Annotated in this window: 24 protein-coding genes, 4 tRNA genes and 1 pseudogene; all 29 read right to left on the reverse strand. The window is 49.0% G+C overall.

Annotated elements, in window-relative coordinates; translation table 11 throughout:
- Positions 1-56: 56 nt before the first annotated feature.
- The 29 genes and pseudogenes from rplL to nrfD all read right to left on the reverse strand — a co-directional run bounded on the left by rplL (position 57) and on the right by nrfD (position 20378).
- Positions 57-437, reverse strand: coding sequence for a 50S ribosomal protein L7/L12 (rplL, locus tag F0P93_RS14415; RefSeq protein WP_114406413.1), 381 nt, complete (start codon positions 435-437; stop codon positions 57-59).
- A 94-nt stretch (positions 438-531) separates the two neighbouring features.
- Positions 532-1068: a 50S ribosomal protein L10 gene (gene rplJ / locus F0P93_RS14420; RefSeq protein WP_114406414.1), complete on the reverse strand. Its 537-nt coding sequence runs from the start codon at positions 1066-1068 to the stop codon at positions 532-534.
- Between the two features lies 1 nt (position 1069).
- Entirely contained in the window at positions 1070-1768 is a 699-nt protein-coding gene (gene rplA, locus F0P93_RS14425) for a 50S ribosomal protein L1 (protein WP_114406415.1), read from the reverse strand.
- A 27-nt stretch (positions 1769-1795) separates the two neighbouring features.
- Positions 1796-2239 carry a 50S ribosomal protein L11 gene (gene rplK, locus F0P93_RS14430; RefSeq protein WP_114406416.1) on the reverse strand — a complete coding sequence of 148 codons (444 nt, stop codon included), beginning with the start codon at positions 2237-2239 and terminating at the stop codon, positions 1796-1798.
- A gap of 85 nt (positions 2240-2324) precedes the next feature.
- Positions 2325-2882: a transcription termination/antitermination protein NusG gene (nusG, locus tag F0P93_RS14435; protein ID WP_138993071.1), complete on the reverse strand. Its 558-nt coding sequence runs from the start codon at positions 2880-2882 to the stop codon at positions 2325-2327.
- 78 nt (positions 2883-2960) lie between these two features.
- Positions 2961-3152: a preprotein translocase subunit SecE gene (gene secE, locus F0P93_RS14440; protein ID WP_114406418.1), complete on the reverse strand. Its 192-nt coding sequence runs from the start codon at positions 3150-3152 to the stop codon at positions 2961-2963.
- A 12-nt stretch (positions 3153-3164) separates the two neighbouring features.
- A tRNA-Trp gene (locus F0P93_RS14445) sits at positions 3165-3238 on the reverse strand.
- A 176-nt stretch (positions 3239-3414) separates the two neighbouring features.
- A complete protein-coding gene (tuf, locus tag F0P93_RS14450; protein ID WP_114406419.1) occupies positions 3415-4602 on the reverse strand; it encodes an elongation factor Tu in 1188 nt (395 codons plus the stop codon).
- A gap of 56 nt (positions 4603-4658) precedes the next feature.
- A tRNA-Thr gene (locus tag F0P93_RS14455) sits at positions 4659-4730 on the reverse strand.
- A gap of 85 nt (positions 4731-4815) precedes the next feature.
- Positions 4816-4891, reverse strand: a tRNA-Gly gene (locus tag F0P93_RS14460).
- Between the two features lie 76 nt (positions 4892-4967).
- Positions 4968-5053, reverse strand: a tRNA-Tyr gene (locus tag F0P93_RS14465).
- A 319-nt stretch (positions 5054-5372) separates the two neighbouring features.
- Positions 5373-6293: pseudogene (locus F0P93_RS14470) on the reverse strand (outer membrane beta-barrel protein); the annotation flags it as partial.
- Positions 6262-7107 carry a hypothetical protein gene (locus tag F0P93_RS14475; RefSeq protein ID WP_150877073.1) on the reverse strand — a complete coding sequence of 282 codons (846 nt, stop codon included), beginning with the start codon at positions 7105-7107 and terminating at the stop codon, positions 6262-6264. The gene F0P93_RS14475 and the pseudogene F0P93_RS14470, both read right to left, overlap by 32 nt.
- Entirely contained in the window at positions 7088-7675 is a 588-nt protein-coding gene (locus F0P93_RS14480; protein ID WP_114406422.1) for an RNA polymerase sigma factor, read from the reverse strand. Before F0P93_RS14480 ends, F0P93_RS14475 begins: the two co-directional genes overlap by 20 nt.
- 114 nt (positions 7676-7789) lie before the next feature.
- On the reverse strand, positions 7790-8071 hold the full coding sequence (locus tag F0P93_RS14485; RefSeq protein WP_255472168.1) for a DUF983 domain-containing protein: 282 nt from the start codon (positions 8069-8071) through the stop codon (positions 7790-7792).
- Between the two features lie 52 nt (positions 8072-8123).
- On the reverse strand, positions 8124-8408 hold the full coding sequence (locus tag F0P93_RS14490) for a CAMCR motif-containing small membrane protein (protein ID WP_150877075.1): 285 nt from the start codon (positions 8406-8408) through the stop codon (positions 8124-8126).
- An 11-nt stretch (positions 8409-8419) separates the two neighbouring features.
- Complete coding sequence (locus tag F0P93_RS14495; RefSeq protein ID WP_150877076.1) at positions 8420-8962, reverse strand: DUF420 domain-containing protein; 543 nt, start codon at positions 8960-8962, stop codon at positions 8420-8422.
- Positions 8963-8975: 13 nt separating this feature from the next.
- The gene (locus F0P93_RS14500; RefSeq protein ID WP_150877077.1) at positions 8976-9665 is read right to left on the reverse strand and encodes an SCO family protein; all 690 of its coding nucleotides are present in this window, start codon (positions 9663-9665) and stop codon (positions 8976-8978) included.
- Between the two features lies 1 nt (position 9666).
- Entirely contained in the window at positions 9667-9996 is a 330-nt protein-coding gene (locus tag F0P93_RS14505; RefSeq protein ID WP_150877078.1) for a cytochrome C oxidase subunit IV family protein, read from the reverse strand.
- An 18-nt stretch (positions 9997-10014) separates the two neighbouring features.
- On the reverse strand, positions 10015-10791 hold the full coding sequence (locus F0P93_RS14510) for a cytochrome c oxidase subunit 3 (protein ID WP_150877079.1): 777 nt from the start codon (positions 10789-10791) through the stop codon (positions 10015-10017).
- Positions 10792-10808: 17 nt separating this feature from the next.
- Positions 10809-11399, reverse strand: a complete 591-nt coding sequence (locus F0P93_RS14515) for a cytochrome c oxidase subunit 3 (protein WP_150877080.1) — start codon at positions 11397-11399, stop codon at positions 10809-10811.
- Between the two features lie 6 nt (positions 11400-11405).
- Positions 11406-12293, reverse strand: coding sequence for a heme o synthase (gene cyoE, locus F0P93_RS14520; protein ID WP_150877081.1), 888 nt, complete (start codon positions 12291-12293; stop codon positions 11406-11408).
- A gap of 1 nt (position 12294) precedes the next feature.
- Positions 12295-13317, reverse strand: coding sequence for a COX15/CtaA family protein (locus tag F0P93_RS14525; RefSeq protein ID WP_150877082.1), 1023 nt, complete (start codon positions 13315-13317; stop codon positions 12295-12297).
- The gene (locus tag F0P93_RS14530; RefSeq protein WP_150877083.1) at positions 13292-15175 is read right to left on the reverse strand and encodes a cytochrome c oxidase subunit I; all 1884 of its coding nucleotides are present in this window, start codon (positions 15173-15175) and stop codon (positions 13292-13294) included. Before F0P93_RS14530 ends, F0P93_RS14525 begins: the two co-directional genes overlap by 26 nt.
- Before the next feature lie 35 nt (positions 15176-15210).
- A complete protein-coding gene (coxB, locus tag F0P93_RS14535) occupies positions 15211-16335 on the reverse strand; it encodes a cytochrome c oxidase subunit II (RefSeq protein WP_150877084.1) in 1125 nt (374 codons plus the stop codon).
- Positions 16336-16377: 42 nt separating this feature from the next.
- Complete coding sequence (locus tag F0P93_RS14540) at positions 16378-17709, reverse strand: quinol:cytochrome C oxidoreductase (RefSeq protein WP_138993057.1); 1332 nt, start codon at positions 17707-17709, stop codon at positions 16378-16380.
- Positions 17710-17745: 36 nt separating this feature from the next.
- A complete protein-coding gene (locus tag F0P93_RS14545; protein ID WP_150877085.1) occupies positions 17746-18354 on the reverse strand; it encodes a c-type cytochrome in 609 nt (202 codons plus the stop codon).
- Positions 18355-18369: 15 nt separating this feature from the next.
- Positions 18370-18903, reverse strand: a complete 534-nt coding sequence (locus F0P93_RS14550) for a DUF3341 domain-containing protein (RefSeq protein ID WP_150877086.1) — start codon at positions 18901-18903, stop codon at positions 18370-18372.
- Positions 18904-18950: 47 nt separating this feature from the next.
- Positions 18951-20378 carry an NrfD/PsrC family molybdoenzyme membrane anchor subunit gene (gene nrfD, locus F0P93_RS14555; protein WP_150877087.1) on the reverse strand — a complete coding sequence of 476 codons (1428 nt, stop codon included), beginning with the start codon at positions 20376-20378 and terminating at the stop codon, positions 18951-18953.
- Positions 20379-20427 lie beyond the last annotated feature (49 nt).

The following is a 20427-nucleotide window of genomic DNA, read 5'->3' on the forward strand; positions in this document are numbered from 1 at the left end:
AGACCTGACAGATGCCAGGCCTATTCCCGGGGGAGAATGTGATGCCCCAAGCAGGGTTATTTCACTTCAACTTCTGCTCCGGCTTCTTCCAGTTGCTTGCGCAGCGCTTCGGCTTCGTCTTTTGCAACACCTTCTTTCACTGGTTTTGGAGCTGTGTCAACCAATTCCTTGGCTTCTTTCAGGCCCAGACCGGTCAGGTCTTTCACCAATTTCACAACGGCCAGTTTGCTGGCGCCTGCTGCTTTCAGGATCACGTCAAAAGACGTTTTCTCAGGAGCGGCTGCCACTTCTTCACCGCCACCACCACCGGCTACCATTACTGGTGCTGCTGCTGCTGGTTCGATGCCGTATTCATCTTTCAGAATAGCAGCCAGTTCGTTAACTTCTTTTACCGTCAGGTTGACAAGCTGCTCCGCGAACGCTTTCAAATCTGCCATTTTCGTATTCTTGATTAGATTGTTACAAAATTGATTTAAAACTGTACCCAGGGACCGGGGCGATTAGCCGTTAATCCGTGAGCATTGTATTGCGTCAGGCGGCTTCCCGCTCCGACAGTGTTTTGAGGATACCGGCCAGTTTGTTGCCACCACTCTGCAAACCAGAAATAACATTCTTGGCAGGTGATTGCAGCAAGGCGATAACGTCGCCGATGAGTTCGTTCTTGGTTTTCAGTGTCAACAGCGTCTCTAATTGGTCGTGACCAATAAACAGGCTGTAATCGACCGATGCGCCTTTCAGCTTCAGCTTGTCATTACCGGCTTCTTTGCGGTATTGTTTGATCAGCTTGGCTGGAACTTTACCCGATTCTGCGTGGAACATGACACCGGAGAATCCCGTTAATACAGCCTCATCAAAGGAAGCATAGTCGGTTTCCAGCGTTTCCAGTGCTTTCCGGATCAGTGTGTTTTTGATAACCCGGTATTCGATACCCTGGTCGAAACACATCCGACGCAGTTTGTTTACTTCGGCAACCGACATGCCACTGGCATCGGTGATATAGAAGTAGGGAACCGTCTTGAACTTCTCGCTCAGTTCCTCAATAATCGCTCCTTTTTCTTCCCGTGTCATGTTACAGTCCTGATACCGTCGTTTTATCAATTACTACACTCGGACTCATCGTGCTTGACAAATGAATCGTTCTTACATACGTACCTTTTGAGGACGATGGCTTCAGGCGCAGCAGGGTTGCAATAATTTCCTGTGCGTTTTCGGCCAGTTTGTCCGGGTCGAACGACACTTTACCAATACCGGCGTGAATGATTCCGAATTTATCGACTTTGAAGTCGATTTTACCGGCTTTCACTTCACGAACCGCCTTGCCTACTTCCGGCGTTACCGTACCCGATTTCGGGTTTGGCATCAAACCGCGCGGCCCCAGAACCCGGCCCAGTTTACCAACTTTAGCCATAACGTTCGGCATAGTGATGATCACGTCGACGTCCGTCCAGCCTTGTTCGATTTTGGTAATGTACTCGTCCAGCCCCACGAAATCAGCACCCGCTTCTTTCGCTTCAGCTTCTTTATCCGGTGTGCACAGTACCAATACACGAACGGTTTTACCCGTACCGTGAGGCAGTGTAGCTACACCCCGTACCATTTGATCCGCTTTCCGGGGGTCAACGCCCAAACGAACGTCGATGTCTACGGAAGCGTCAAACTTCGTATACGAGATTGTCTTTAAAATCTCGGCAGCCTGCGCCAATGAGTACTCTTTCGCAACTTCGTATTTGCTCAGAGCATCCTTTTGTTTTTTAGTCAATTTTCCCATTATCTTCTCTGAATTTGACTGCTGAAATTAATTGTCCCAGGGAGCTTTCCCCGATACCGTGATGCCCATACTCCGGGCGGTACCGGCAATCATCTTCATCGCTGATTCGATGGTAAAGGCGTTCAGATCCGGCATTTTCGTTTCAGCAATCTGCCGAACTTGATCCCAGGTTACTGAGCCAACTTTATTCCGGTTCGGCTGGGCCGACGCGGTTTTGACTTTGGCAGCCTCCATCAACAGGATGGGTGCAGGCGGTGTTTTGATGACAAATTCAAACGATTTGTCTTTGTAGTACGTGATCAGTACCGGAAGGACCATGCCTGCCTTGTCCTGCGTCCGTCCGTTGAACTGCTTGCAGAATTCCATGATGTTCAAACCCTTGGAACCCAACGCTGGTCCGATCGGAGGAGAGGGATTGGCAGCACCACCCTTCACCTGCAATTTCACGTAGCCAACTACTTCTTTTGCCATTGCTTCTGGTTTGTTACGCTAAGCCCTGCGAATGACTGTCCGTCCAGTGGGAAGCATACGACGGCATGGTCTCGGGCATAGCCAGTTAATTTTCCTTTTCTACTTGTGCGTAACTCAGCTCTACAGGGGTATTTCTGCCGAAAATTTTGACCACCACATTCAGCTTCTTCCGTTCGTCGAACACTTCTTCGACGGTTCCGATAAACCCACTGAACGGGCCATCAACCACTTTTACCGACTCTCCTTTAATAAACGATACCGTAGGGGTTGTCACTTCCTGAGTTACCTCATCGACTTTCCCTAAAATACGGTTTACCTCAGCCTGTCGCAACGGAACCGGTATTTTGGTCGGGCCGTTGGCATTTCCCAGAAAACCCAGAACACCAGGCATGCTGGTAATCAAGTGGGAAACTTCGCCGTTGGAGAGATCGGCTGAAATTAAAATATAGCCCGGAAAGAACGTTTTCTCACGAACCCGCTTTTTTCCGTTCCGCATTTCGTATACTTTTTCAGACGGGATCAGAATCTGAGGAACAAAGTCACCCAATCCTTGTCTGGCAATTTCATTTTCCAGATAAGACTTGACTTTCTTTTCCTGGCCAGAAATGGCCCGGACGACATACCATTTGATTCCGCTTTCCATCGTGAATTCGTTACGAATTGTAATTGTTGCTGAATGATTACCAACTCCGAATCACACAGAGACAATTATGACCTGGCATCAAAACGACTGATAAAAAAGATTCAGCGCATTTTCAAACAAAAAATCGATGCCTCCTACCAGCAGTGCAAAAATCAGCGATGCAATCAAGACCAATGTTGAGCTGGCTTGCAAATCGCCAAACTTTGGCCATGTAACATTGTGCTGAACCTCCTCTAGGGAGTCTTTCAGAAATGAGGTAACCTTGTCCATCTGTGATGTGATTGGCACGGGTGGAGAGATTCGAACTCCCATCAACGGTTTTGGAGACCGCTATTCTACCCTTGAACTACACCCGTGTTTAGTTAGAAGAAAGAGAAAAGAAGTAAGACAAAAGATGCGAATCAGGCCTTTTATCTTAGCTCTTTTCTCTTTGTTCCGGTTTGCCCGCCGAAACGGACTGCAAAGTTACTAAATATTCAGAAAAAACAAGTGCATTCCCCGAAAGAAATGCACCTGTTTTAATAGCCTTGTATTAGTCGAGGATTTCTGTTACCTGACCTGCACCAACCGTCCGGCCACCTTCGCGAATAGCGAAACGAAGACCTTTCTCCATGGCGATTTTGTTGATCAGGACAACTTCAATCGTGATGTTATCACCGGGCATAACCATCTCAACGTTTGCAGGCAGAGAGATCTCACCCGTTACGTCCGTGGTACGGAAGTAGAACTGTGGACGGTATTTGTTAAAGAACGGCGTGTGACGGCCACCTTCTTCTTTCGACAGAACGTAAACCTCCGCTTTGAATTTAGCGTGTGGTTTTACGGAGCCTGGCTTGCAAATAACCATACCACGACGGATATCGGTTTTTTCAATACCACGCAACAGCAAACCTACGTTGTCACCGGCTTCACCACGGTCCAGAATTTTCCGGAACATTTCAACCCCCGTAACAACTGATTTCATGTTTTCGGCACCCATACCCAGAATCTCAACCTGCTCGCCAGAGTTGATGATTCCGCGTTCGATCCGACCTGTAGCCACCGTACCACGACCTGTGATGGAGAACACGTCTTCCACCGGCATCAGGAACGGAAGTTCGGTCTGACGTGGAGGCAGCGGAATGTAGCTGTCAACGTTAGACATCAGATCTTCGATGGTAGCCACCCATTTGGCATCGCCATTCAGACCACCCAAAGCAGAACCCTGGATCACCGGAATGTTGTCACCATCGTATTCGTAGAAGCTCAGCAGTTCGCGGATTTCCATTTCAACGAGTTCCAGAAGTTCCGGATCGTCGACCATGTCCACTTTGTTCATGAAAACAACCAGCTGAGGTACACCTACCTGACGAGCCAGCAGAATGTGCTCGCGGGTCTGGGGCATTGGGCCGTCTGTGGCGGCTACAACAAGAATCGCACCGTCCATCTGAGCAGCACCCGTAACCATGTTTTTCACATAGTCAGCGTGGCCCGGACAGTCAACGTGTGCGTAGTGACGATTTGCCGTCGAATATTCTACGTGCGAGGTATTGATGGTAATACCACGCTCTCTTTCTTCCGGTGCGTTGTCGATGGACGAGAAGTCGCGTTTTTCGGCCAAACCTTTTTCTGACAACACTTTCGTGATGGCAGCGGTCAGGGTTGTTTTACCGTGGTCAACGTGACCAATCGTACCAATATTGACGTGCGGCTTGGAACGGTCAAAATTTTCTTTAGCCATTGTTGGAAAAGCTTAAATTGAACTGGTTATTAATTGATTGAAATTTGGCGTTTCTGAGCCGTTGAGGGGATTTGAACCCCTGACCTCTTCCTTACCAAGGAAGTGCTCTACCACTGAGCTACAACGGCTTTTCTTCACTTATAACTAAGAAAAATGAATAATGCAGAATGAAAATGATTGACTCGTCACGTTCATTATACACTATTCATTATCTGGAGCGGGAGACCGGGCTCGAACCGGCCACCTGAAGCTTGGAAGGCTACCGCTCTACCAAATGAGCTACTCCCGCTTTTTGTCGGTTTATGAGTTTATTATTCCTGATCAAACCGGTAAACTCAAACCTATGCACTATTTACACTTTTACTTGGTGGGGAGTGGAGGATTCGAACCTCCGAAGGCGTACGCCAGCAGATTTACAGTCTGATCCATTTGGCCACTCTGGAAACTCCCCTTTCAGTCCTTAAAAAGTACTTTTTGATGTCACTCAACCAGCACTTCTGCCAACGGAGTTGCAAAATTACATGCTTTTTTTGCTAAGTCAACTATTCGCTTAAAATAAATTTAGCTGAACCAATTTAGTAACAAACAAAAACCGCCACTGGCCTGCGCCAACGACGGTTTTTGTCCCTCAGAAATTCTTACAAACCAATTCCGAAACTCAACGCCCGAACGTTCGGCCCTTTGTTGTCCTGGAACATTGGATTCAGATCGTACTTGATAAAGAAGTTCGTACGGGCAATGCCAATGTGGGCAATGAGGCCGTAGCGAAAATCATTCAGGTAAAAATTCGAGTGCTGCCGTTCTTTGTTGCTATCCTGCTCTTTGATTTTCGTGTAGCTATCGACCCGGTACCCCGCGTAACCACCGAAACCCAAATGGCCCATCTTACGGCCACTGCTGTTGTAAAAACTGAGCCGTGGCACCACCGGCAGATTCACCGAACAAACCGTCAGTTTGCTTTTCTTTAAATCCCGTCCGGCATCCGCAAATACGATTCCCTCAGCCCCTTTCTGCGCAATAACATCGTTTTCGAACATGTAGTTGTTCCACGACACTTCTATTCCGTAATAGAGTTTGAAACCTACGTGCTGGCTCCGGGCAAGGGTCGGCATCTGGCTCAAAGCCAGGCTGATGTAACGGGAACCCAACGGCCGCAGCCGGTAGCTTTCGGCGGGATAATTCGGATTGGCGCTTTTCTCAACCAGGCTGTTCAACCCAATGCCGCCCCCCTCGGCGCCCACTTCCCAGTTGTCTTTTTTCCGACGGCGGCTGTGGTTCCGGCTCGACCAGTCCGAGTCACTATCCGAACGCTCATAACGCCGATCATCCGATTCTTTGATCGTCACGCTCACCTCGCCATCCCGCTGGGTCACAATCAAAACCGTATCCTGCAAATACCGCTGCACCCGGTTTTCGTCGATGACAATGAACGTCTCCCCCGCTTTGGCCGAATCGAGCTTCATGCCCATGTCGCGGATAATTTTATTGATGTCATAATTGGACAACTGCCGGATTCCTTCTTTATCGTTGGAGTGGATAACCAGCCGGGTTTTGTTGCCGAATAGAATAACCAGCGAATCGGCTTTCAGACTTTCGGGAGCGGCCCACGCCAGGCTACCGAACAGGATCAGGAGGGTGGTGAATACGGATTTCATGGTTCTATTTGTTGTTTGGATTTTTCTTGAATGCATTGTAGCGCAGGTTCTCGTACGAATTGGAAATCTTCTCTTTTCCTTCCTGAACCCGCTCCGACGCTCGGGCCAGCAACGCCCCCGGCTGAACGCCTACTTCTTCCCATTCGACGGGTTCACCGGATTTTATCTTGTTGAACTGGCGCAGCACGCGTCCCAGACGGAAGCGTTTTTTCTTCGGCTGATCCTCACCATTGCGTTCTGTAAACGCAGCGTTTTCTGATTCCGTTGATGCGACCAAAGCCGTTGGTTTGATTTCCGGAGCCGCCATCTGAACCACCAATGTTCGCTCGGCCTGCTTAGGAGTTTCTTCGGCCGCAAGCAACACTTCCGGTTTCCGAACCTCTTCCTGCGGAATTGAAATAGGCGGTTTTTCAGTGATTACCAGTTCCTCAGCGGCATGTGGAGCCCGTTTTACAACCTGATGGCTGTCTTCGTTCTGGCTGTTGCTTCGGCGAACCGCCGGTTTTTCAAACGCGATGACCGGTTTTTCCGCTTCGTCCATCGCTGACGGCAGGTCGGTTTTTGATGGTATAGGTTTTTGGCCCGGTACCGACTTTCTCGGTGTCTGCTTCGCTATTCGGGTGGTTGCCGGATCGGTTTTGACGGTTTCATCGCCCGACCACAACCACCACGACGCCAACAGCAGTACGGCTACGCTGGCGGCCGACGCATACCACCAGACAAACGGTGATTTGCGCTCCTCTTTCGCGTTCATTCGGCGCTGTAACTCTTCCCACGTAGCCCGTTCCGGTTTTACCCTGTGGTCCCTTAACTGGCTGGAAAACAGATCGTCAATAGGATGCTGGCTCATAACTTATTGATTTTTTTTTTACGTCCAACTGCGTCAGCAACCGTTGCAGGAGAGCCCGTGCGCGGTGCAGTTGCGATTTGGAGGTACTTTCGGTAATTCCCAATGATTCGGCTATTTCGGCATGGCTGTACCCTTCGATGGCGTACAGATTGAATACGGTTTTGTAGCCGGCTGGCAATTGTTCGAGCAGATTCATCAGGTCTTCAGCCATCAAATCCTGATCGGCAAACGTGGTATCGGCTTCCGGTGCGGCATCTTCCAGCGCAATTTCGGCCCGCCATTGTTTGTTCTTTCGCAGATACATCAGGGATTCATTCACCATGATCCGCCGGATCCAGCCTTCAAAACTACCTTCGCTTTTATACTGCCCGATTTTTTCAAAAACCCGCATAAAACCGTCCATCAGAATCTCCTCCGCTTCGTAGCGGTTGGAGACGTAGCGGACGCAGATCGTCAGCATTTTCGAAGAATACCGCTCAAACAACGCCTTCTGCGCCCGGCTGTCCGCCCGTTGCAGTGCCGTTATGAGCTGCATTTCCGTTGAATAGCCGAGTAATCGTCGAATCATGCCGGTTAAGAATCGTTTTCAGGAACAAGATGCAAACCGGGCCGATCAGGGTTGCACGGTGGGTTGAAATTATTCAAAAAAGAAGCCCGGTCGACTGACCGGGCTTGAGGAAGTTTAAAATTCCGACGTTTTGCCGGGTTCGTAATAGATCCCCGATACAAAATGAAGCCAGACAATGCGGGAAATGCGGAAGTTGATGGGAGTAATCAGAACCAGTGCCGGACAAATGATCAGCACGTAGGTCCAACCGCCCGGGTCGTTGAGTCCGTAGAAAATCAAAAAGCCGAGTAGAAGGGCAATACCGGCCGACAAAACATAACTGACAAACATGGCCCCCCAAAAATAACCGGGTTCAATTTCGTACCGCAAACCGCAGTGCGGACAATGCTCATACATTTCATCAAACCGCCGGAGGTTGTAAACCGCGTATTGGAAAACCTTGCCCTGTCTACATCTGGGACATAGCCCCCCGGACACGGCTTGCAATTGCGAGACGTTTGCCATGTTCTTTTTTGCTGGTTCTTATCCAAAGAAAGATGATGATGGCTACCAGCAGATACGGCGTTACCAACAAATAGAGAATACCAGTATTTAAGCCCACCGCAACCTGGTTACGACCGTTGCTCATCGTGCTTTCCACCGTTCCCCGACACATGGCACATTGGGCAAAGGTGTTGGTGAGGGTGAGCATATACAGTACACTAAGTGCCAAAAAGCTTTTCAAGGTTTTCATAGCCCACTGGATTAATGATTGTAATAAGGTGCAATCAATAAATAAACGACAACGCCGGTGATGCTGACATACAACCAGATGGGAAATGCCCATTTCACTACGGCCTTGTGTCTGGCAATCTGCCCACTCAACGCAAAATAAACCGCCCGAAGCACAAACCACACGACGACAATGGACAAACTAATGTGGCTGATCAGCAGAAAGTAATAAACCGGCCGAATCCAGCCTTCTCCACCGAAAGGCGTTGACTCGTTCGACAGGTGGTATAAGACATAACTCAGCAGAAAAAGAAAGCCCAGCGTAAAAGCGGCCAACATGGTTGCCCGGTGGGCTGCGATGTTCTTCTGCTTGATGAAATAAAAGCCCGCCAGCAACAAAACCGCCGTGGCCGAATTGATGACAGCATTGATGTGCGGCAGGTAAGTTGTCCATTCGCCTAAATCCACTTTTTGGCGAATTCCCAGCAGAACGGCTACGACCACCGGGATCACAACCGCCAGGATGTTGATCAGGCGGCTGTATTTTTTACTTTGTTCAATTTGCAAGGTTACCATACGATGCAGGAGCCTATTGATGGGAGTAAATATCTTGTAGAACTCTGACTTCCAGAACCAACCGATCGACATCCGCTTTATCGGTTCCGTTGTAAAAACCCCGGATGTGTCCTTCGTGGTCTATTAATACCAACCCTTCGTAGAGCGTAAAAGTTTCGTTTTTACGGCCCGTCATAGGGCGCTGTTTGATCCGATAATACTGTTCGCCCAGGAAGGCAGTTTCCAGCGAATCGGGTTTGGCAATGAGCCATTTTTCAGGCTGTACATCATTTGCTGTCATGACCTGTCTGGCCACCGAATCGGTGTCGACAAATGACACCAACATAATATCCGGTTTCTGGATAAAGATGTCCTGAACGCGATTGAGTTGGCCCGCCACCTGGCCACAGGTGCTGTCACAATTCAGACCAAAAAACGAAGCAACATAGAGTTTACCGTTGAGATCTGAGGTGGAGAATGGTTTTTTATCCGGTAAAGTCCCCACAATCCGAGGTAAGGTGTAGAAAACCGTATCCCGTGCCCCTTTTCCCCAACCCGATCTGTCGGCGGGCCTGGTTTCAATCTGGCCGGTTTTGGCATCGATTACCGGAAAAAAGGTCTGAAGAGTAAACTGATTGCGACCAAATACCTTGAGAAAAATAAAAACAAAAGCCGGAACCACCAACAAGAACAGGAGGATTCCGGCCTTTACAAGACGCGCCATTTTATCGTGCCACGAAGATGAAGCCACCCTCCATCAACAGGGCAAGCAACAGCCAAACCACAAAAATACAAGGCAAAATAATCGCCCAGATCAGTGATTTAACTTCGTGTTTTAAGTGCATAAATTCACCGACGATGTAGAAAGCCTTCACGATGGTCATCAGAACGAAAATCGACGTTTTCAGAAAACCAGCGTGCAACGTAAAGGCAATCAGGAATTCGAAAGCCGTTAAAACCGACAGGATGATGAACGTCCGCCAGATGGCCTTGGTTTGCGGTTCGGCAATAACGCCGGGTTCCGTATCGTGGTGATGGGAGCTATGATCTGCCATGATTGTATCTCAGAATTTTTATACCAGGTAAAAGAAGGTAAAGACAAATACCCAAACCAAATCAACAAAGTGCCAGTACAGACCTACTTTTTCAACCATCTCGTAATGCCCGCGACGCTGGTACAAACCGAAAGAGGTGCGGTAGAAAATCAGGATGTTCAGGACAACGCCACTCAAAACGTGGGTTCCGTGAAAACCGGTGATGAAAAAGAAAAGATCGGCAAAAGCCGGAGGGCCATACTGGTTTTCAGTCAGGTTTGCTCCAAAAATGGTGCGTTCAACCCATTGCCCGTTTACGATCTCCCGGATGACCGATCCTTCTTCGGTTCCGTGGATAAAGTGCGTCCATTCCCATGCCTGGCTGCCCAGGAAAGTCAAACCACCCAAAATTGTCCACAGCATGTACTTCTCTACTGCGGCTTTGTCCATCCGGTGACCCGCTTCTACCGCCAACACCATCGTAACCGATGAGAAAATGAGGATAAAAGTCATGATTCCGACAAATACCAGTGGCAATTCAACGCCATGGAGGAATGGTACGGCTTCGTAAACCTTCTCGGGAATGGGCCAGTAGAGGTTCGAGAAATGAAACTCCCCGTGAATGGCCGGATCGTATGCCTGAAAACTGAAGCGGATCAACCCGTAGGTTACCAGCAATGCAGAAAAGGTAAAGGTATCGGAAATCAGGAAGAACCACATCATGAGCTTACCGTAGCTCACTTTCATTGGTTCTACACCGCCCATCCAGGTTTTCTTGTCGAACACCGGTGCTTCGGTTGTTGCAGTAGCAGCCATGCTTTACGGAAATTGAATCAATTAAAATACAATAAAAAGCCAAACAGATAGACCCACAAGATATCTAAAAAATGCCAGTAGGTCATGCAAACTTCAAGTTGGGTCAAATTTTTAGCGTGAATCTTCAACTGGAAGGAAGCCCGCAGTGCGTAAAGAAGCACAATCAAGCCACTAATCAGGTGAAAAGCATGAAGTCCGGTGAAAACGTACATAAATGAGCCGGACGGATTGCCGACAAAATATACATTCTGAGCCACCAGATCTTTCCAGCCTAGCAATTGCATGACTAAAAAGGCCAGCCCAAACGCAAAAGTAATAGAAATTGCTGTTCTCAGGGTTCCAAAATCATCTTTTTTTGCGGCCCGGTACGCCCAGTGCATGGAAACGCTGCTGATGAGCAACACCACTGTGCTGTACATGAAAATAGCGGGCATTTCGAACTCCAGCCAGTTTCCTTCCGCCCGACGAACCAGATAGGCACTCGTCATTGCGGCAAACAACATCACAATACTGACCACGAACATCCAGACGATGAACTTCCTGGGGTTCATCGATAAGGTTTCTTCGGGTTCCTCCGCCATTGGCAATATTTTAACTAGTTCGCTCATAGTTTGTTACAATTTGTCTAACAAGAAGGCAATTTGAACAATCGGCAAATACAGGAATGATCCAAACATAATCTGTAAAGCCGCCTTGTCCGTCCGTTTTCTCATTAAGTAAAACGTCTGAGTCAGAAATAGAATTCCGCAAACCATGGCAACAATCGCCGAGTTGATCCCCGTCATGCCCAGTTCGTAAGGCAACCAGCCAACCGGCAACAGAAACAGAGTATAAATCATGATTTGCAGGGCGGTTTTTTCATCCTTGCCGCCCGTTGAAGGCAACAGTTTGAACCCGGCTTTTTTGTAATCGTTGTCGGCCACCCAGGCAATGGCCCAGAAATGTGGAAACTGCCAGAAAAACTGAATGGCAAACAGAATGCCGGGTTCCAAACCGTAGTGGTTCGTGGCAGCAACCCAGCCAATCATGGGTGGAAATGCACCGGGCAAAGCACCTACAAAAACCGCGATCGGGCCGACCCGCTTCAAGGGCGTGTAAACAAACCCATAAAGCAATAATGAAAGGACCGAGAGAGCACACGCCCGCAGGTTAAAAACGACAATAAACAGATAGCAGGCAACGACGAAAAGGACAAACGCGAAAATGGCGGCTTCCTGAACCGTTAGCCGACCGGTTGGCAAAGGCCGACCTGCCGTCCGTTTCATCAATTTATCATACTCTTTCTCGATAATCTGGTTGATGATGTTCGCCGAACCAGTCATCGCCAGCGAAGCAACGAACAACAATCCCAGCTTTAGCCAATCAATCCGGGTGACCGCGAGGCTGTAGCCAAACATGCCGGACAAAGCGACAAAAGCTGATAAACGGAATTTCAGCAAATCGAAGTACGCTTTTCCTTTTAATGCAAACGCACTGATACCAATGGTTTTGGTTTGTTGCATTCTATAATTTTGAATAAATAGGCTGTTGAACAGCCCGATTTCTTAACAATTGGTTGGCATTCAACACCAAAAGTGCAATAAACTGCAGACCCAGTATTATAATAGCCAACGTCAGGTGGATGGGCTGAGCCGCTGCAGGAACTGCGAAATAAGCCAATATAATGCCCGTCAGAATCTCAACGACAACCATGATCATCAAAGCGGTAATCAGTTGAGAAAGGAGCCCTTTAGTGGTTGCATGTTTGCGCAACTGGTAAATAACCGCCACGTGAAACACCAGAATGACCAATGAGAAAGACCGGTGAATGTAAAAACGAAAATCCAGGCTATCCATCCACCGATACCGCTCACTGTAACCAATTCGCTGAATGACTTCATCAATGGATTCGCGCACCTGCGTCCCGATCAACACCTGAACCACAGAAAGAACCATAGCCCAGAGTAAAATCTGATTAATCACCCGTTTCTTCTTACTAATCGGTTCTACATGAACACGACCGGTATAAGAAATTGCCATGACATACAGTAAGGCAAAGACCACCAGGATGGCCAACAGCATGTGCAAGGTGACCAGATAGGGTGCCAATTCCGTTGCGACGACGCGTGATCCCAGCCAGCCGTTCAGGCCGATCAGAACGAACGAGATGAAGCTCCAGTAAAAAACACGTTTATCGCTTTTCAGGTAAGGAATCGAAACCAGGAGCAGGGCAAAAACCAGTAAACCGGCAAAAGCACCCAGCAAACGGTTGACGTACTCGATCCAGGTTTTAACCGGATTAAACTCAACTTCTCCTTTCAGTTTGGCTCCGTAGATTTCCTGATAGTTGAGAGGGAGTTGGGATACTTCGGTGGGTGGAATCCATCGTCCGAAACACCGGGGCCAATCTGGACAACCCATTCCGGAGCCGGTACTTCTGACAATCCCTCCCGCCAGAATGAGCAGGTAAATGGTGATGACGGTCAGAAGGGCCAGGCGCCGGAACAGGTGCTCACGTTGATTAGTGAGGCTGCTTGAACTGGTCATTGTAGTTCTGAGCCTCAATCTCTTTCTCCAAGGCGATCAGCGCATTTTCGTGCGGCAGATTCGACTCCGGCGTTTGAGAGTAGGGGACATTCTGCGGAATGAAATCGCTGGTTGCACCCGGTTTGCTGTAATCATAAGGCCAGCGATAAACCGGCGGGATTTCGCCCGGCCAGTTGCCGTGCCCCGGATGCAGCGGAGTCGTCCACTCCAGTGTGTTCGAATTCCACGGATTCTGTGCGGCCTTCCTCCCCTTGAAAATACTGTAGAAGAAATTCCAGAGGAAAATAAACTGCGCCGTGAAGGTGAAAATCGCTGCGATACTCACAAACATATTCAAATCACCAAACGTGCGGAAGGCTTCATAAGTGGTGAATGAATAATACCGACGTGGAAACCCGGCAATCCCAATGTAATGCAACGGGAAGAATACGAGGTAAATTCCGATAAATGTAAGCCAGAAGTGGATATGACCCAATGTCGGGTTCATCATCCGTCCGAAGAATTTCGGGAACCAGTGGTAAACCCCCGCCAGGAATCCGAAGGCCGAAGCCGCTCCCATCACCAGGTGAAAGTGAGCAACTACGAAATACGTATCGTGCAACTGAATATCCAATGCGCTGTTTCCGAGAATAATACCAGTCAAACCGCCTGAGATAAAGAAGGATACCAGACCGATTGAGAACAACATGGCCGGTGTGAAAACGATATTACCGCGCCACAAGGTTGTGATGTAGTTGAACGCTTTTACCGCCGATGGAACGGCAATGATCAGTGTTAGGAACATGAAGATCGATCCCAGGAATGGATTCATCCCGGTTACGAACATGTGGTGAGCCCAGACTATGAATGCCAGGAAGGCAATACCGATCATGGAGGCAATCATAGCCCGATAGCCAAAAATCGGTTTGCGGGAATTCGTAGCGATAATTTCGGAAGTGATCCCGAGTGCCGGGAGCAGTACGATGTATACTTCCGGGTGCCCCAGAAACCAGAATAAGTGCTGAAACAGAATCGGGCTACCACCAATGTTCGGCAGCGCTTCTCCACCAATGTAAATTTCGGAGAGGTAAAAGCTGGTTCCCATGCTCCGGTCGAAGATCAGCAGCAGGGCTGCCGACAACAATACCGGGAAGGAAATCAAACCCAGAATAGCCGTCAATAAGAATGCCCAGATGGTCAGCGGCATTTTGCTGAATGACATACCGCGTGTCCGCAGGTTAATAACCGTGGTGATGTAATTGATCCCACCCAATAATTGCGAGACGATAAAAATCGCCATACTCATCAACCAGAGCGTCATCCCCAGACCGGAGCCGGACATGGCCTGTGGTAAGGCACTCAAAGGGGGGTAAATCACCCAGCCACCAGATGCCGGCCCTGTTTCGATGAACAGTGACGAGAACATTAGAACGCTGGACAGGAAGAAAAACCAGTAGGAAAGCATGTTCAGGAAGCCTGAGGCCATGTCGCGGGCGCCTACCTGCAAGGGAATCAGGAAGTTACTGAACGTACCACTCAACCCGGCGGTCAACACGAAGAATACCATGATGGTACCGTGCATGGTTACCATAGCCAGATAAAATTCTTTATCGAGCTTACCGGATTCATCGATCCAGCCGCCCAGAATGGGACGAAGCCACTCCAGCGTCATGTTCGGAAATCCCAATTGCAACCGGAACAGAACGGAAAGCGATGCGCCAATGATCGCCCAGAAAATGCCCGAAAACATGTATTGTTTTGCAATCGTTTTGTGGTCTTCCGAGAACACATATTTCCTCAGGAAACTTAGCTCTTCGTGGTGGTCATGTTCTTCAACATGAACCGCCGATGATGCTGCGTTCGTTTCAACGGTTGCCATAGTGTATGGTTTTATAGAATCTTTAGGTTAATTGGTTATCGCAACGATGCACTGGTTGTTGCCCCCGCTCCTTCTTCAACAGGTGCTGCTGTGCTGTCGGCTGGTGCTGCAGCATCGGCCGGTGCATACTTGGCGGCTTTCGCTTTCAGTTTCTCCGGTACACGAGCCAGATATTCCGGGTTTTTGGTCAACCACGGTTTCTGTTCAGCCATCCATTTGTTGTAGGAGTCTTCGTCTTCAACAATCAGGGTGGTTCTCATCGAGAAGTGTCCCTGACCGCAAACTTCCGTACAGGCAATTTCATATTTGAAATTCTGATTGCCTGTTTCGTTCCGCATCTGCTCGGTGGTTTTATCCGCAACGAACCAGAACCGCGTTGGCATCCCCGGAACAGCATCCATTTTCACCCGCATGTGCGGAATGAAAACGCTGTGCAGTACGTCTTTGGCACGAATTTTCAGCAAAACCGGGCGATTAACCGGAATGTGCATTTCGTTGGAAACCGTTACGTCATCAAACGAGGATTCATCTTCCAGGTCGATTCCCAGGCTGTTGGCAGCATCAATGAGTTTGTAATTGTAATTTCCCAGTTTGTCGTTGTCAACACCCGGATAGCGCATTTCCCAGTTAAACTGCTTGCCAACGATTTCAATGGCTAATGCGTTTTCCGGAGCTTCCTTGGTAATATCACGCCAGGCGCGCCAGCCGGTAAATACCAGCAAAGCCATTACCACGGCCGGGATAACCGTCCAGATTAATTCCAGCTTGTGGTTTTCCGGATAGTAAGTGGCCCGGTGGTTTTTCCGGTACTGGTATTTAAAGGCAAAGTAAAACAGCAACGCGTTGGTCACCACGAATGCGATGGTAATAACCGACATCGTTAACCAAAACAGGTTATCGGTGTGCCGACCATGCGGAGAAGAGGCTTCGGGCAGAAAAAACTGTGAAGCGTGAATAAATGACCAGGCAGCAGCGATAGCACCGGCTACAAAAAAAACAAGAAATAGAAACCCGTTAACCCGGTTGCTCACGCTCGCCCCTTCGCTTTCCTGGGTAGGTGTGTCACCATTGACGCCTTTTAAAACAGAGGTCAATCGCGTCAGCACCAGAATAGCCAGTACGAGAAATACTAACGACAACAGTCCTACAAGGTAAACCATAGCAATCTGTGAATGAATTTGAATACGAAAATGTACCGATTCTTAAATATCGTGGTGCAAAGATTCTTCCAGCATCGGGTGATTTTTGGGAATCAGGTTTGCTTTCGCCAACTGTGCAGATACTGACCATATGAAGGCACAGGCAAAAATCAGGATCATTCCGAATTCGATCGGCCCAAATCCGCCGTGCTCTCCCACCGTTCCGGGCATGATGTTCGTGTAAAAGTCAAAATAGTGACCCACAAGAATTCCCCAGCAAGCAACTTTCAAAATGATAGGCGTCCGCTTGGCATCCCGTGTCATTAACACCAGGAATGGAAAGACAAAACAAAGGAAGATATTGATGAAAAACGGGGCCTTGTAGATACCGCCATACCCACTAAACCGTTCCCGGTAATAAATGGTTTCCTCTGGTAAGTTGGCGTAATAAATCAGCATGAATTGGGCAAACCACACATAGGCCCAGAAGATACTGAACGCAAACATGAACTTACCTAAATCGTGCAAGTGGCTTTCATTAACGGCTTTGAGGTAGCCTTTTTCGCGCAGGCTGACAACCACCAGGGTGATGATGGCCAGACCCGTCACGTGCCAGCTTGCCAGGGTATACCAACCGAACATCGTACTGAACCAGTGCGTATCGATGGACATGATCAAATCCCAGGCTGAAGTTGATGAGGTAACCGCAAAAACGACCAGAAAAGCGGTCGAATATTTAATGCTTTTTTCGTAGTACTCCGTTCCGCCTTCCAGATCTTCGTCCAGAGAGAATTTACGGACAATTCGCCACAAAGCATACCAGGCTACAAAGTAAAAAATCATGCGGCCTACGAAAAACGGCGTATTAAGGAATCCTTTTTTCCCGGCAATGATTGGATCGTACTCCGGTCCGCCTACTTCATAAAGTCCTTCGTGCGTCCAGTGGAACAGATCGTGCCCGGCGACAAAGAATGTGATGAGCATAATAACACCTGTAATCGGCAGAAAGGCCGGTAAGGCTTCCGGAATGCGTTTAAAGACCGCCGACCAGCCCGCTTGCGCCAGGTAGTTGTATGCGATGAAAAACATACCAATGACGGCTGCTCCGGTGAAGTAAACACTATTTACCCAGACGTTGGCCCACAGACGGGTCGTCCACTTGTATTCATGATGTCCGCCAGCCGCAGCATGGGCTGCTTCGCCATGGGCCGCATGTCCTGCCGCACCGTGGGCTGCTTCGACGTGCTCGTGTCCGCCACCCCCTTTTGCCGCCAGATAAGCACCAATGCCAACCAGTACAACCCCAGCAATGATTCCGATGGTGAGTCGGCGCTTGCTTTCGGCTGTAAATTCAAATTGTTCGTCAAGAGACGGGATTGAATGTGTATGAGCCATTCCTTTGTGAACTATAATGAGTCTTCTATGTACAACTTAACCCCCATTCTGCAATTTCTGGACATAATGCACGATTTTCCAGCGGTCTTCGGGCGTTATCTGGGAGCCGTGGGGCCACATCCGGTTTCTACCGTGGGTAATCACGTGAAAGATGTGTCCTTCTTTCATGCCCGACATGGAGGCATAATTCGGAACCCCTTTGTATTGGGCAGCCACCAGGCCATCACCTTTACCGGCTTCGCCGTGGCAATGCTGACAAAACCGGGTGTAATATTCTTTTCCTTCGGCCAGCGTCTTCTCGTTCAACGGAATGGGGTTAACCAGGGTCCGCTCGGCAATCTCGATGCTATCGGCAGGAATGTTGTAAATCATCAGGTCGCTCGTCGTACTGTCACCATCGCCGAACGTCGTATTGTAATTACGCCGGGATACGGTTCCTTTTACGGGCAGCCATAAAGCCGTACCAGTTTTACTATAAGGTGTTTTGAAACCGTCTACTTGCTTGTAGGGCTCATAACCGACCGGTTCGTACATGTTGGGGGCATATTGGCTACCCGGATTGTCGTGACCCCGCTTGCAGGCGGTTATCGTTAGCATGGCGGCTGCCATCACCAGAAGAGAGCGGTTTAGTCGCGTAAACTTCATGTGTCGTCAGTCGGATTAAAATTGTTTTACATTTACTTCTGCCGCGCCCGATGCCCGCAAAACCGAAGCAATCTCTACTTCTGATTGCTTGTTTTTGCTTAGATCGATTGCCATCACAAACTTGTTATCCGTACTGCGCAGATCAAACATCAGTGGTTTCACTGTGGGACCTAAACCATTGGATACCAGAAACGTACCAACCATACCGAGTGCCGTAAAAAGAACCGTCAACTCAAACATGACCGGTATGTAAGCCGGATAAGCGTAGTTGTCTTTCCCCCCAATCACCATGGGCCAGTCGTAGCCCATCGTATAATACGTCAACGACACCATCGTCAGAAAGCCCGTCAAACCAAACAGGAATGCAGCAATACCGATGCGGGTACGGGGGTGACCCAATGCGACATCAAGCCCGTGAATAGGAAAAGGGGTATAAACTTCGTGAATCCGGACACCCGCGCTTTTGACTTCGGTAACGGCTTTCAAAACGACTTCATCGTCGTCGTAAACGCCTACCAGAAATTTTGCGCTATCGTTATGATGAGACATTGCTATAATAAAATTTGAACCAGTTCTTCAGTTAATGTGGCACCCTCTTACTCGACGTTTTTATTGAAGGTCGGGCTTGTCACGCTTTCGCCTTTGGCAACGCCCGATACCGATTTCGGTAGCTTTTCAGACGCCGACCGGATGATGGCTTTCACTTCAAACATGTTGATTACCGGCAGGAATTTGGCAAACAGCAGGAACAGCGTGAAGAACAATCCGAAGGAGAAAATATAATCACCAATGTCAAACATGGTTGGTGAGAACATCGCCCAGCTTGATGGCAGGTAATCGCGGTGCAGTGACGTTACGATAATTACAAACCGCTCGAACCACATCCCGATGTTTACGATGACCGACAACACGAACGTCCACGTTACACTCCGGCGGATTTTCCGTGACCAGAACAACTGTGGAGAAATTACGTTACAGGTCATCATGGCCCAGTAAGCCCACCAGTACGGACCTAACATCCGGTTCAGGAACGCATACCGTTCGTATTCAACACCCGAGTACCACGCAATGAAAAACTCCGTGATGTAGGCAACCCCGACGATTGAACCCGTCAGCGTGATGATTTTGTTCATCGACTCGATGTGCTCGAAGGTAATGTAGTCTTCCAGTTTGAAAACGACCCGCGTGATCAACATCAGGTTTTGCACCATGGCAAAACCGGAGAAGATAGCACCCGCAACGAAGTAGGGCGGGAAGATGGTTGTGTGCCAGCCCGGAATAACCGAGGTAGCAAAGTCCATACTAACAATGGTGTGAACCGAAAGAACGAGTGGTGTTGAGATACCGGCCAGAATCAAGCTGATGTACTCGTAGCGCGCCCAGGTTTTAGCTCCGCCATTCCAGCCCAGCGAAAAAGCACCGTAGATATAGCGGGATACTTTGCTTGTGGCCCGGTCGCGGATGGTCGCTAAATCCGGCACCAGACCCATATACCAGAAAACCAGCGATACGGTGAAGTAGGTACTGATGGCGAACACGTCCCAAACCAGGGGCGAGTTGAAGTTTACCCAAAGTGAACCAAAAGCGTTCGGCAGCGGCAACGCCCAGTAAGCCAGCCAGGGGCGGCCCATGTGCATCAGGATAAAGCTGGCGGCACAAAGAACGGCGAAGATCGTCATGGCTTCTGCCGCCCGGTTGATCGACGTCCGGTATTTCATCCGGAACAACAGCAGAATGGCGGAAATCAGGGTACCGGCGTGACCAATACCGACCCACCACACGAAGTTGGTGATGTCCCAGGCCCAGCCTACGGTTTTGTTCAAGCCCCAGACGCCCAGACCTTCCCACCAGGTCCAGAATACGCAACAGGTACCGTAAATCAGTACGACAAACGAAATGACAAAAGCGATCGTCCACGCGCGGGTTGGTTTTCCTTCAACCTGCTTGCAGATGTCTTCCGTCACGTCGGCATATGTCTTGCCCCCGGTTACCAGTGGGGTTCTCACGGGTGATGTAACGTGCATGGTAGTTAATTTTGAATGCTACTAGTTAACAAACTGGAAATACACAATC

It is taken from the genome of Larkinella humicola (assembly GCF_008727875.1).
In the GTDB taxonomy this organism is placed as follows: Bacteria; Bacteroidota; Bacteroidia; order Cytophagales; family Spirosomataceae; genus Larkinella; species Larkinella humicola.

Bases quoted from the DNA above. Each gene is read 5' to 3' on its own strand.
- F0P93_RS14525 (WP_150877082.1), bottom strand. From the start codon at position 13,317: ATGACCAGTTCAAGCAGCCTCACTAATCAACGTGAGCACCTGTTCCGG.
- coxB (WP_150877084.1), bottom strand. From the start codon at position 16,335: ATGGTTTACCTTGTAGGACTGTTGTCGTTAGTATTTCTCGTACTGGCT.
- F0P93_RS14530 (WP_150877083.1), bottom strand. From the start codon at position 15,175: ATGGCAACCGTTGAAACGAACGCAGCATCATCGGCGGTTCATGTTGAA.
- F0P93_RS14500 (WP_150877077.1), bottom strand. From the start codon at position 9,665: ATGGCGCGTCTTGTAAAGGCCGGAATCCTCCTGTTCTTGTTGGTGGTT.
- rplJ (WP_114406414.1), bottom strand. From the start codon at position 1,068: ATGACACGGGAAGAAAAAGGAGCGATTATTGAGGAACTGAGCGAGAAG.
- F0P93_RS14475 (WP_150877073.1), bottom strand. From the start codon at position 7,107: ATGAGCCAGCATCCTATTGACGATCTGTTTTCCAGCCAGTTAAGGGAC.
- nrfD (WP_150877087.1), bottom strand. From the start codon at position 20,378: ATGCACGTTACATCACCCGTGAGAACCCCACTGGTAACCGGGGGCAAG.
- tuf (WP_114406419.1), bottom strand. From the start codon at position 4,602: ATGGCTAAAGAAAATTTTGACCGTTCCAAGCCGCACGTCAATATTGGT.
- F0P93_RS14540 (WP_138993057.1), bottom strand. From the start codon at position 17,709: ATGGCTCATACACATTCAATCCCGTCTCTTGACGAACAATTTGAATTT.
- rplL (WP_114406413.1), bottom strand. From the start codon at position 437: ATGGCAGATTTGAAAGCGTTCGCGGAGCAGCTTGTCAACCTGACGGTA.
- F0P93_RS14485 (WP_255472168.1), bottom strand. From the start codon at position 8,071: ATGTATGAGCATTGTCCGCACTGCGGTTTGCGGTACGAAATTGAACCC.
- cyoE (WP_150877081.1), bottom strand. From the start codon at position 12,293: ATGCAACAAACCAAAACCATTGGTATCAGTGCGTTTGCATTAAAAGGA.
- F0P93_RS14490 (WP_150877075.1), bottom strand. From the start codon at position 8,408: ATGAAAACCTTGAAAAGCTTTTTGGCACTTAGTGTACTGTATATGCTC.
- F0P93_RS14505 (WP_150877078.1), bottom strand. From the start codon at position 9,996: ATGGCAGATCATAGCTCCCATCACCACGATACGGAACCCGGCGTTATT.
- secE (WP_114406418.1), bottom strand. From the start codon at position 3,152: ATGGACAAGGTTACCTCATTTCTGAAAGACTCCCTAGAGGAGGTTCAG.
- rplA (WP_114406415.1), bottom strand. From the start codon at position 1,768: ATGGGAAAATTGACTAAAAAACAAAAGGATGCTCTGAGCAAATACGAA.
- F0P93_RS14515 (WP_150877080.1), bottom strand. From the start codon at position 11,399: ATGAGCGAACTAGTTAAAATATTGCCAATGGCGGAGGAACCCGAAGAA.
- F0P93_RS14510 (WP_150877079.1), bottom strand. From the start codon at position 10,791: ATGGCTGCTACTGCAACAACCGAAGCACCGGTGTTCGACAAGAAAACC.
- rplK (WP_114406416.1), bottom strand. From the start codon at position 2,239: ATGGCAAAAGAAGTAGTTGGCTACGTGAAATTGCAGGTGAAGGGTGGT.
- nusG (WP_138993071.1), bottom strand. From the start codon at position 2,882: ATGGAAAGCGGAATCAAATGGTATGTCGTCCGGGCCATTTCTGGCCAG.
- F0P93_RS14550 (WP_150877086.1), bottom strand. From the start codon at position 18,903: ATGTCTCATCATAACGATAGCGCAAAATTTCTGGTAGGCGTTTACGAC.
- F0P93_RS14495 (WP_150877076.1), bottom strand. From the start codon at position 8,962: ATGGTAACCTTGCAAATTGAACAAAGTAAAAAATACAGCCGCCTGATC.
- F0P93_RS14480 (WP_114406422.1), bottom strand. From the start codon at position 7,675: ATGATTCGACGATTACTCGGCTATTCAACGGAAATGCAGCTCATAACG.
- F0P93_RS14545 (WP_150877085.1), bottom strand. From the start codon at position 18,354: ATGAAGTTTACGCGACTAAACCGCTCTCTTCTGGTGATGGCAGCCGCC.